The 9,531-nt window shown below is 42.6% G+C and carries 8 protein-coding genes and 2 pseudogenes; 8 read left to right on the top strand and 2 right to left on the bottom strand.

The genetic code is table 11. The annotated features are described in order from the left end of the window. Positions 1 to 127: 127 nt before the first annotated feature. Positions 128 to 961 (bottom strand): annotated as a pseudogene (locus NE562_RS07925) (nucleoside recognition domain-containing protein); the annotation flags it as partial. Positions 962 to 1,087: 126 nt separating this feature from the next. Here NE562_RS07925 and NE562_RS07920 point away from each other — a divergent pair. Continuing rightward, a complete protein-coding gene (locus NE562_RS07920) occupies positions 1,088 to 1,468 on the top strand; it encodes a BlaI/MecI/CopY family transcriptional regulator (RefSeq protein ID WP_280961865.1) in 381 nt (126 codons plus the stop codon). Between the two features lie 13 nt (positions 1,469 to 1,481). Continuing rightward, entirely contained in the window at positions 1,482 to 2,159 is a 678-nt protein-coding gene (locus NE562_RS07915; RefSeq protein WP_330645877.1) for a M56 family metallopeptidase, read from the top strand. A 60-nt stretch (positions 2,160 to 2,219) separates the two neighbouring features. Here NE562_RS07915 and NE562_RS07910 read toward each other — a convergent pair whose 3' ends face one another. Further along, a complete protein-coding gene (locus NE562_RS07910) occupies positions 2,220 to 3,386 on the bottom strand; it encodes an S-layer homology domain-containing protein (protein ID WP_280961864.1) in 1,167 nt (388 codons plus the stop codon). A gap of 111 nt (positions 3,387 to 3,497) precedes the next feature. Here NE562_RS07910 and NE562_RS07905 point away from each other — a divergent pair, with 111 nt between their 5' ends. The 6 genes and pseudogenes from NE562_RS07905 to NE562_RS07880 form a co-directional block, all read left to right on the top strand. Further along, entirely contained in the window at positions 3,498 to 3,701 is a 204-nt protein-coding gene (locus NE562_RS07905) for a helix-turn-helix domain-containing protein (protein ID WP_280961863.1), read from the top strand. Positions 3,702 to 4,208: 507 nt separating this feature from the next. Further along, complete coding sequence (locus NE562_RS07900) at positions 4,209 to 5,159, top strand: site-specific integrase (RefSeq protein WP_280961862.1); 951 nt, start codon at positions 4,209 to 4,211, stop codon at positions 5,157 to 5,159. 250 nt (positions 5,160 to 5,409) lie between these two features. Beyond that, positions 5,410 to 6,498, top strand: coding sequence for a Rep family protein (locus NE562_RS17810; protein ID WP_280961861.1), 1,089 nt, complete (start codon positions 5,410 to 5,412; stop codon positions 6,496 to 6,498). Positions 6,499 to 6,632: 134 nt separating this feature from the next. After that, positions 6,633 to 6,914: a hypothetical protein gene (locus NE562_RS07890; RefSeq protein WP_280961860.1), complete on the top strand. Its 282-nt coding sequence runs from the start codon at positions 6,633 to 6,635 to the stop codon at positions 6,912 to 6,914. Further along, positions 6,911 to 8,449 (top strand): recombinase family protein, encoded by a 1,539-nt coding sequence (locus NE562_RS07885; protein ID WP_280961859.1) that lies wholly within the window; start codon positions 6,911 to 6,913, stop codon positions 8,447 to 8,449. Before NE562_RS07890 ends, NE562_RS07885 begins: the two co-directional genes overlap by 4 nt. 35 nt (positions 8,450 to 8,484) lie before the next feature. Continuing rightward, a pseudogene (locus tag NE562_RS07880) lies at positions 8,485 to 9,468 on the top strand (M56 family metallopeptidase); the annotation flags it as partial. Between the last annotated feature and the right edge of the window lie 63 nt (positions 9,469 to 9,531).

Genomic DNA, 9,531 nt, shown 5'->3' with positions numbered 1-9,531 from the left:
GGTACACGCCCCCGAAAAAACGGATTTTACGTCGCTTCGCTCCATTTTCCTTTCTTTGCGCGCTGCGGCGAGAGACCTTTGGCTACAGTCTGAAGGCCGGTTTCCAAACGGAAACCGGCCTTTTTCCTTACCCAACGCCGAGGGCGTGACAGGCAAGGTTGATGGCGAAGCATAGTACAAAACCAAACAGGGTGGGCAGCGCGATAGAGGCAAGCGTCCATTTGACGCTGCGGCTTTCTCGGTAAATGGTAAGGCAGGTGGTGGAACACGGCCAGTGCGCGACGGCGAAAACGAGCGTGCACAGCGCGGTCGTGATCGTCCAGCCATTGGCGAGCAGCAGATCGCGAAACGCGCCCAGATCGGCCACGTCGGCTATCGTGCCGGTGGCAAGGTAGCCCATCACGATCAGCGGCATGACCAGCTCGTTTGCGGGAAAGCCGAGGATAAAAGCAAGCAGGATCACACCGTCCATGCCGAGCAGCTGCCCAAAGGGGTCGAGCGCCGCGGCGATATGGTTTAGGATCGAGGTATCGCCCACGGTGATATTGGCTAGCAGAAAGATGATGAGGCCGGCCGGCGCGGCGACCGCGACGGCGCGCGCAAGCACGAACAGCGTGCGGTCGAAAATAGAGCGGACGATCACCTTGCCAAGCTGCGGCGCGCGGTAGGGCGGCAGCTCAAGCGCGAAGGAAGAGGGAAGGCCCTTTAAGACCGTGGCGGAGAGCAGGCGGGACGCGGCGAGCGTCAGCACCACGCTGAACACCAAAACCCCGGTAAGCAGCAGCGAGCCGGTGAGCGCGTTGCCCGCAAAGAAAACGGAACACAGGAAAATCAGCAAAGGAAAGCGTCCGTTGCACGGCGCGAAGGCGTTGGTCAGCATGGCGATCATGCGTTCGCGCGGAGAATCGATGATTCTGCAACCCACCACGCCGCAAGCGTTACAGCCGAAGCCCATGCAGATGGGGGGAACGAGTTTGCAATATGGTGCAAACAGAAAGCTGCCGCCCAACCGATTTTACTGCTTGACATTCGTTTAAGACAGATGTAATATATAAATAAGGCGGATGTCTTAAATTGAGGTGATAGAATGGAACGGATAAAAAAGCTGCCGGACGCGGAATTTGACATCATGAAAGTGGTATGGGCAAATGAACCGCCTTTGACCACGTCGATCATCATGGAGCAATTAGGGAAAGAAAAAGAGTGGAAAATACAAACGGTCGTTTCCTTAATGCTACGGCTTGTCGAGCGCGGTTTTCTGCGTTCCGAAAAACACGGAAAGGAACGTTCCTACTACCCGTTGGTGAGCAAGGAGGAATACCTAAAATTTGAAACCGGGAACTTTATGAAGCAGTATCACGACAGCTCGCTTTTCAATTTGATCAATACCTTGTACGACGATGAAGCGCTGTCGGACAGGGATATCGACGAATTGTTACAGTGGGCGAAAGAGCGAAGGGGGGATTAGCTTGCGGAGCTTGATGATTATGCTTTTGGTATGCTCCGTCACCATGTCGGCGCTTGCGCTGTTTTATATGGCGCTCACGCCGCTGCTTGCAAAGCGTTATTCCGCAACGGGCCGGTATTACGCATGGCTGGTTCTGGTGGCGGGGCTGGTGATCCCTTTTCGGCCGCGTTTCCACAATGCCGTTGTCAAAGTTAATATGCCGGGTCAGTCGGCTGCGACTACGATACAAATCGGCAACAGGGCGCCGGTTGCCGTACCCGCGGAACCCGCGCTTTCTTCTACTTTTTCGCATCTCGCATGGTGGCAGGCCGCGGCGGCGATATGGCTCGCAGGTATGCTCCTATTTCTTGTTTATCATGCGATCAAGCATGTGCGCTTTTCCAAGCTGGCGGCGCGTTGGAGCGTAAACGTAACAGATGAACAGACACTGGCGCTGTTTCAAAATTTAAAAAAGGAAATGGGGGTATCCCGCGATCTCCGCTTGCAGATTTGTGACAGCATCGGCGGCCCTATGATGATAGGGTTTATCAGCCCCCGGATCCTGTTGCCGAAAGCAGACTTTGCAAAGGAGGAACTCCGCTTGATCCTAAAGCACGAGCTAGTGCATGACAAGCGGAAAGACCTTTGGTATAAATGCCTGATTCTGCTCGCCACCGCGATTCACTGGTTTAATCCAAAAGACCATACATAGTTAAACAATAAGGAAAAAGACAGGGGGAAGGTACTTACCTTCCCCCTGTCTTTTTTAAGTTTACAAATTGCCTATCTTTTCTATTGTAAAAGAATTACACTCTGAACCCCAAGTAAAATTAACATTACCAATACGAACTGTCTTATATTCATGGGAATCAAGATAAGCACGAATTACATCAGGTGTTTTTTCGGCCCAACCTTTAAGCACAACATTTTCTTGCTCTTTGATATATGCATATATAGCATCTGGATTTTCAGTTACATCTTTAAGTAAGGCATAAACAAGTTCATACTGTTTTTCAGAACCTTCCCCAACTTCTAGCCTATGCTCGACTAAGTAGCCAACATTATTATCATATGACTGATTGTAAATTTTTAGATTAAAGGGATATTCGCTCGGGCCATCTACATCATTAACCATATCAATATAATTTAGAGACCAAACATCAGAATAGGTGGTATCAATTATCTCGGGATATTTAGCAGCAACAATGCCCATATTTTTACAGGTATTAAATTCTCTATCAACCACACCATGTATCGCTGCTTGCTGTGGATAAGGTTCTACTGTAAATTGTATTCTTTTATCAGGATTGAGCAGACGATAAATAACAGTTGCTAGTTCAGCACGATTCATACCCTTATTAGGAGACAATGAGCCATATTTATCAGTGCCCGTTATAATTCCAGCATTATACATACGTAAACTTTCGTTATATCCTAATGTGCCTGCCGCTAAATCAGGAATATCTTCAATATAGTTAATGGGTGTGTATTCATGTTCTGGCAATATGGAGCCTATCGTACCAAATGCATTATGACGATAACATCCTTCTGGCGAAGCATCTGCATACACAGGAGAAATACCGTTATTTTCCATATATTGGTATGCACTTTTGACATCCCCAATAATGCCATTTCCACCATAATAAATACTATGAATGCGGGCACAAACTGTTGTAACTACCATCACCGTCATATATGTGTCAGGACTAAATGTGCTTTCGCTGGTTCCGTTCATCAAGTTATTCTCGTAACAGAACTTTACAGCATCATAATACCAATCTGTGGGTTTAACATCCGTAAATTGTTCATTGTAATTTCTTGAAGGCTTGAAGTTTTCCATGCTCCCTGTGCTACCCTCTACCGCAAGTGCAGAAGATAGGCAAAGTGAGCCAGCCAGTGCAAACGCAAACAGACGTTTGGTTATTCCCCGATTTTTCATTAAATCCGTTCCTCTCTTTCTTATAGTTACCTGTGATACCTCTAGTATACATCTTTTAATATGCATAGTCAATAAAATATGTATGCTACCCTCTTTTTAGAGGTGGTAAAAATGATAACCTATGAGCCATTTTACAAGACCATGGAAGAAAAAGGAATTACGGAATACAATTTAATTTTTAAGAATGGCATACCCCCAGGGACAATCCAAAGGATGCGCCACGGCGGGAATATTACCTTAAAAACGCTTGATACACTGTGTTTTATTCTGGATTGTGATGTTTGCGACATAATAAAATATGAAAAAGATAAATAATCTTGAAAAGAGATACGAAAGTATCTCTTTTTTGTTATCAAAAAAGGTTACTAATAGTAAAATAAAGTATATGGTTTTGACAACATTTTACTGCTTGACCGCACAAAAAGTTGTTTGGTTTTGTGATATTTTTACCGACAAAAAATACACATACATTTTTGGAAAGAAGGGCTAGCCAGTGTGTACCGTAAATCTGGCAACAATTTATTAGGAAAAGAAGATAAAAAGGGAGGAATAAACGAATTGTGACAAGAAATAACCCGTAAAAACGGGATTTGGATTGCAAAGCAAGACGAATCATGTTTTTATGGGTGCAACAATCAACTTGTGCAACAAGATGATTGTTTAATTCGGTAGAGTGCAAAAGTATGGACACACAACCATGTCAAAAAATGTGTTGACTTAACACATAATTAAAAAAGTCCTTTTTTTGTACGATTTTTGGTAAATAAACGGGCGTTTAGCACGGTTATTTGCCTTGTTGTGCTACCTAAAGGGGGAAAGGAGATGGCATCAAAAAAACAACTAAATAAAAGTTTGCAACACAGACTTTCTGAACTGGCACGATTTGGACAAAGCAAACACAAAGCAAAGCAGTTAGCCAAAGCTGACTATTTAGCCAGACACGGAAACTTGAAGGGCTGGAATCCTGCCAAAGTAGAAGGGATTTTTTCAATCAAGACAATGGAGACATACAGAGCTGCAATAGAGACTGCGGCAAACTGGTTCCATTCGCATGGTTACAAATCGGTTGCAAGCATCACGCCAGAAGTCTGTAAATCCTATCTGAAAGATAGAGAATCCAAAGGGCTTTCAGCTTGGACAATCAGTAGGGACATGGCAGCTCTAAATAAGTGCTTTAACTATTCACTTTGTAAAAGTGACATTGGACTTAGAGAACGTCTGCAATCGGAGGTCATCAGGAGCAGAGAAGTGACAGAAAGTGACAACAGGGATTTTACAAAATTTTCCGATGCAATAACGATTGCTCTAAGTTGTGGTTGTCGGCGTCAGTCAGTGAAACAGTTGCGCCCTGCTGATTTTTTGAGAAACACACAAGGGATGGTCTATGCTGTCCAACTTCACGAGAAAGGGGGGAAAGATAGGATTGCACCAATTCTAAATAATTACAAGAAAAAGGTAACAGAAATTGTTAATAGGCTACAACATGACAATAATATACTTTTTACAAAATATGACAGCCATATTGACAACCATGACTTTAGAGCCGTGTATGCGGCATCCCTTCTCCATCAGTTAGAGGAAGAACGTGCCGAGGGCCTCCCCCTCTGCGGTGGTGATTTTGACGTTTTAAGGAAAAATTGTAATTTGAGAGGTCGAGACATCTCCGACAAAAAGTATAGAGGACATGACCGCGATATTATGGGAGCTGTCTCGGGAAGTTTGGGCCATAATCGGCTTGATGTAGTAATGGCTTGCTATAGTCGATATATCTAATGTAGTATGTAGTCAAAAAATAAGAAAACCCAGTCAGGACAAGGCTTAGGGGCTTGTCCTAAGCCTTGTAGCTTTTGTAGTATGTAGTCACATTTTTTTTCAGTTTATCAGAAAACGTGGTATTTATAAGGCTTTGAAAACTCCCTCTAAATGGTAAGACATCTATTGACTACAAAATTAGTTATAAGTTTTGTATTCAATGTATAGTATACCATAAAAGCTCGAAAAAAGCAAACGGGAGGGGGTTCTAGTGGCAAAAAGTTTTAGAAACTGCGAAATTGTTCAACAGGTTAAGTATCTTAAAGGCGGAATTGATTCAATAAAAAAAGTTCTTGAAAATAAGGATATTGTGGAAAAATACGCTTATATCCTACATGATAAGGACAAAAAAGAAGATGGGACAGCAAAGGAGCAACACTATCATGTAGCCATATCATTTAAGACACCCCGTAGACTAGATACCATTTCCAATTTATTTGGAGTTCCAGAGCAATATATTTCTAGCATCAAGGGGCGATGGGGCGATATGCTTTCCTATCTGACGCACTCAAACTCGCCCAATAAATTCCAATATTCAACAGAAAATGTAACTTCAAATTTTGATTTTGTGTCAGAAAGCAAAGACACAACAAAATCCAGAAAACAAGAGCAAGCGGAATTAGATAGTATAATATCAAAAATTATATCAGGTGATATTAGAGAGTTTAACTACACCGATTCAATACCTGTAAATGTGTATATAAAACACAATAGGCAAATAGAACAAGCGTTCAAATATCGTGCAGATTCGATAGGGGGGATTGACCGTAATATGAGATGCATTTACATCACTGGGGACAGTGGCACGGGAAAAACTACATACGCTAAAGAGTATGCAAAAAAGCAAGGGTATAGTATATTTGTAAGTTCTGGAAGTAACGACGTTTTAGATGGGTACAAAGGACAAGATTGTATCATTTTGGACGATTTACGTCCTTCATCTCTTGGTTTAAGTGACCTTTTGAAACTTTTAGATAACAATACATCTAGTACAGTCAAAAGTCGTTATAGAAACAAGGTTTTAGAGTGTAAAGTTATAATAATTACTACAACTCTTGGAATAAATGAATTTTTTCGCAATGTTTTCAGTGAGGAGCCAGAAACAATCGTTCAATTAAAAAGGCGTTGTGGAACCATGATACTATTCCCTAAAAATGTAAATGACAAGCTAATACTAAAAGTATATGATTCATCAACTAGAGATTATGTCTTGGCTGGTGAAATTCCCAATCCGTTACCTAAATTTGTAAAAGAAGAAGTTGTTGACCCAAAGCAAACATTAACAGAATTTACTCTATAATAATATACCACAAAATTACATAAAAAGCAAGGTTTCAGAGGTCTAGCTAAAACTTTTTTTCTTCCGTTTTTCCTATAGAATCCTTGAAAAAATTGCATTTTTGTGGTATAATTGTAAAGAAAGGATTGTTGTAAATGATACAGATATCTAATTTTGCAAAACTACGGAAACAACTTTTGAGTGACCACATTTTATTGCGAGAATTGTGCATAAAACTTGATATTTTACAAGAAAAAAGGATAAATGGCCCTGATAGAGTTTTGGGAACGTGGGAAAGCAACGGTTTTGCAGTCACGTCATGGGTTGACGATGATGATTTGTCAGAGGAGGAAAAGAATCTCCGCTATGCCGATTTAGCTGACCAGTGTATTAAAGCGTTGAAGTCTAAAGCAATGAGAGGAGATTACAAAAAATGAACGAACTGGGCTATGTTGCTATCTATGCTCGGCAAAGCATTTTTAAGGCTGACAGCATTTCAGTCGATACTCAAATTGAATCTTGCAAAACGCTTGTTCCACCAGAAACACCTATAAAAGTCTATTCTGACAAGGGGTATACTGGGGCCAATACTAATCGACCTGACTTCCAAAAGATGTTAGCCGATATTAAGGCGGGCTTGATTAAGCAAGTTTTGGTCTGGAAACTTGACCGAATTTCTCGTTCTGTGGCTGATTTTGCAACAATGCTTGATGTTTTCAAAAATTTTGATGTGGGCTTTAAGTCCTATGAAGAACCAGAGTTATCCATATCCGACACTGGATTCGGCAAGGCAATGTTACAGATTGTAATGATTTTCGCTGAATTGGAGAGAGATTCGATACAATTAAGGGTTAGAGAAAACTATTACAGTCGTTTGGAGTGTGGTATGCTTGGGGGTGGGGCGGCTCCCTTTGGTTATCAGCGTGCGGAATGTTACATAAATGGGAAGAAATGTTATATGTATGTTCCAGATGAAGAAAAGTCTAAAATTGTTCAATATCTTTATGAAATATACGCAAATAGCGAAAAATCCCTTGGTTTCTTGGTCAAATGGTTAAATGATTCAGGCATCAAAACAAACAGGGGACACTTTTGGAACTCTAACGCATTATCCACAATGCTAAAAAATCCAGCATTTGTAAAAGCCGATGCAACAATTTACACTTATTACCAATCAAAAGGGGTAAAGTTTAATAATCCTGTGGATATGTTCCAAGGCGAAAATGGGCTATATCTCTATGGCAATCGAAAAATCAAAGGTTCGGACAAAAAAAGGTTCAAATACAGCGATTTTAACGGTGATTTCGTGACCATTGCACCACATTTAGGGATTGTATCGTCTGAAATCTGGTTGCAAGTGCAACAAAAATTAAGTACCAATAGTGCTTTGGGAAGTTCTGGAACTTCCCAGCATAGCTGGCTTACAGGTTTTTGTAAATGCGGGTATTGTGGAAAAGCTGTAATTTTTACCCAAAACCGTGGAATTGTTTACATTTCCTGTTTGGGCAGACGAGATAAACATTGCTATGAACGGAAAAGAACCATCAGGGCCGAGCAGATAGAGGCCGAGGTCGAAAAGGCTTTACTATCTTACATAAAATCCCTGCCAGTAAAAGCAGAGAAAGCCCAAAAGAAGAATCTTCCAGAGATTAACAAGATTCAAATAGAGATTGCCAAAATTGATGAAAGCATTGACAGATATTTGAATCAGTTGGAGTTTGCCGAGGGTGCCTTAATTCGACGTATCAATGATAAGGTTAACCAGCTAGATAAGCAACGCCAGTTACTTGGAATGGAGCTAACAAGGCTAACCGTTGATTCGTCTAAACCTGTCTATGGAGACTTAGATTTAGACGATGTTTTGAAAGACTTTTCCAGTTACAGTATACCACAAAAAAAGGCTGTTTGCAAGGTTTTCCTAGATAAAGTCACAGTTTGGGACGATAAATTAGATATAAAGTTTGCGATTTAATTTTTTGAAGTTGTTTTAACTTTGTATGGTTCAATCCCATTGTTTACCTGATGACAAAAGCGATCGGCGTTCAATGCGAAGCGTCCTGCGACGAGGAAGTTGTGCGCGGCACGGACGCGGAAACCCGCCAATATTACAGCGAAACGATTATCAGCGTGGTTCGATACCGATCGAAGCGAAAAACCGCTTTATCAACGCATTTTTATGGAGGCAAGAAGGGTATGAAACAAAGAATCTTTTCCATTATGGATATGAGCAAAAAGAAATCTGGCCTTGCGGTCCTCTGCGGCGCGCTGGTACTCACGCTGGGAACAGGGGGTGCGTTTGCTACAAATGCGAAAACGCAGATCCCACCGGCGGGCAAAAATCAAAGTACGGCATTTGCCCCTTCGACCGCTGTTTCCTTTCTGCCAAATCCCGATGTTTATGCCGCATACGCCGCTTTCGGGATCACGATCTCGGAGGATGGCACAAAACTGCTGTATGACGGGCAGCCTGTGCGGCTGTTTGCAGACGATGGATCGGATGCCGAGGCTTTCTATTTAAATGAAGCCGGGCATGCAAATTTGTCGGCCGTTAGGAATGGCGCCGGTCAGATCACGGGGATTCAGAGCATTTCCGCGCAAAAGGCGCAGGCCTATCAAGATGCTTTCTTTGCGGATGAACGCTTTGCAAATGTGCAAGACCGTGTAACAGTTCAAGAAAACGTCACGGTTGGCCCGAATAAATACGAGCAATATCAGCCGTTCGGCGTCACCTATTCTGAAACAGATGAGGCGCTGTACTACAATGGGCAGCGGGTGAAATCGTTTGTTGACCAGCTCGAAGACGGCTGGTTTGGAACGCTATGGACGGATGCGGCCGGAACCGTGAATCTAGCGGCAATCCGAGATGGAGTGGGTGAGATCACGGGTATCGAAAGCATATCCGATGAAAAAGCACGGGAATACTGGTCCAAGGCAGATGATTACGAGCAAGATATTGTTGATCGGCTGGAGAAAAAATATCGGGAAGAATGATAACGTGTTAACGTTCGAAAGGCGGCGCCATTTATGCGCCGCCTTTTGCGCTTTGTGCGTGAT

Origin of the sequence: Butyricicoccus faecihominis (assembly GCF_024462775.1) — a bacterium.
GTDB classification, from domain to species: Bacteria; Bacillota; Clostridia; order Oscillospirales; family Butyricicoccaceae; genus Agathobaculum; species Agathobaculum faecihominis_A.
This window is presented reverse-complemented; position numbering and strand designations above follow the sequence as displayed.